The 1,101-nt window shown below is 62.4% G+C and carries 1 protein-coding gene and 1 pseudogene; both read right to left on the bottom strand.

Annotated features, from left to right (window positions below; all coding sequences use genetic code 11):
• The coding region (locus ACIQUS_RS27300) for a phage baseplate assembly protein (protein ID WP_403054304.1) at positions 1–146 on the bottom strand (146 nt) is incomplete at its 3' end.
• Positions 139–1,101 (bottom strand): annotated as a pseudogene (locus ACIQUS_RS27295) (hypothetical protein); the annotation flags it as partial. The gene ACIQUS_RS27300 and the pseudogene ACIQUS_RS27295, both read right to left, overlap by 8 nt.

The raw sequence follows: 1,101 nt of genomic DNA, 5'->3' as shown, positions 1-1,101 counted from the left end.
TGCGCGGCCGAGCTCTCGCTTCCCTCCCACCGCTCGGTGAGCGTGGCGGTGAATGCCGTAGTTGCTGCATCGATTGCCCGAGTGACACCGAGAGAGGTCCAGCCGGAGTAGTTCATCCCATTGACCAGCAGCTCAAGGTCATCCATCAGCCAGCACCTCCAGCGCTGTTCCGCCAGTCAAAAACCCAGGATGGCGCGGGCCATTTCGGGCAGTGATTTCGTCCGCCCGGCCGGCATCGCCGTAAATCTGATAAGCCACCAGCAGCGAGGGCAGCGTTTCCTTCGGCACATATGGAACGATCCGGGGCAGGTCCTGCTCTTTGTTCGGTACCGCCTGGACGACACTGGTGCGCAGGTCTGAAAGGGCCACGTACACCTCATCGACCGGTGTCGCCTCGCTTTCCGCATCAATGCGACTCACCAGTTCCTCCCTGACTTTGACCGCTTCCTGATAGCTGTCGTACACCACCGGAGTGCTCACAGTGGGTGTGCTCACCATGGACGTACTCGCCGACGGTGTACTTGAAGACGGGTTGCTCGCGCTCTGCGTGCTTGGTCTCTGCGCCAACGCAACACCACCCGCGGTGGTCAATGGCTTCTGCGTGACCACCGCGGCTTTTGCCGCTTCGGCCACCGCCACCTGACGCACTAGGGCATTCAAGGCCAGGTGGTTTGTGGCTTGCTGCCGGCGGCTTGGGGTGGCGGTGCTGCCCGAGTAGTTGCCTGGGGACCGGTCAAACAGGCTGGTCAACATACTGAGGGCATTGCTTCCAAAGGCCGTGCGAATCGAACCGAACAAGCCGGTGATCCGACTGACCATCTGAAAAGGCTTCTGGACCAGGCTGAATGCATCGGCGGCGAGCCCCTTTGCCTGGAGGTAGAAGTCCGAGGCTGCCTGCAGATCCCCGGCGAAGTTCAACCCCGGGGCCGCCATGAACTCGCCAAGCTCGGCCAGGCCATTGGCCGCAGACTCCGCGACGTAGGCCGGGAAGCCGGTGGTGAGAAAGTCGGCGAGGAACCCCTGCTCTGCGGCTGCGGTGACGGCATTGCCTTTCGCGCTGATCGCGTTGATGGTGTCGACCTTGGCTGACGGGTAGGAAGC

The sequence above is a fragment of the Pseudomonas sp. NPDC090755 genome (genome assembly GCF_044769005.1).
GTDB lineage: Bacteria > Pseudomonadota > Gammaproteobacteria > Pseudomonadales > Pseudomonadaceae > Aquipseudomonas.
This window is presented reverse-complemented; position numbering and strand designations above follow the sequence as displayed.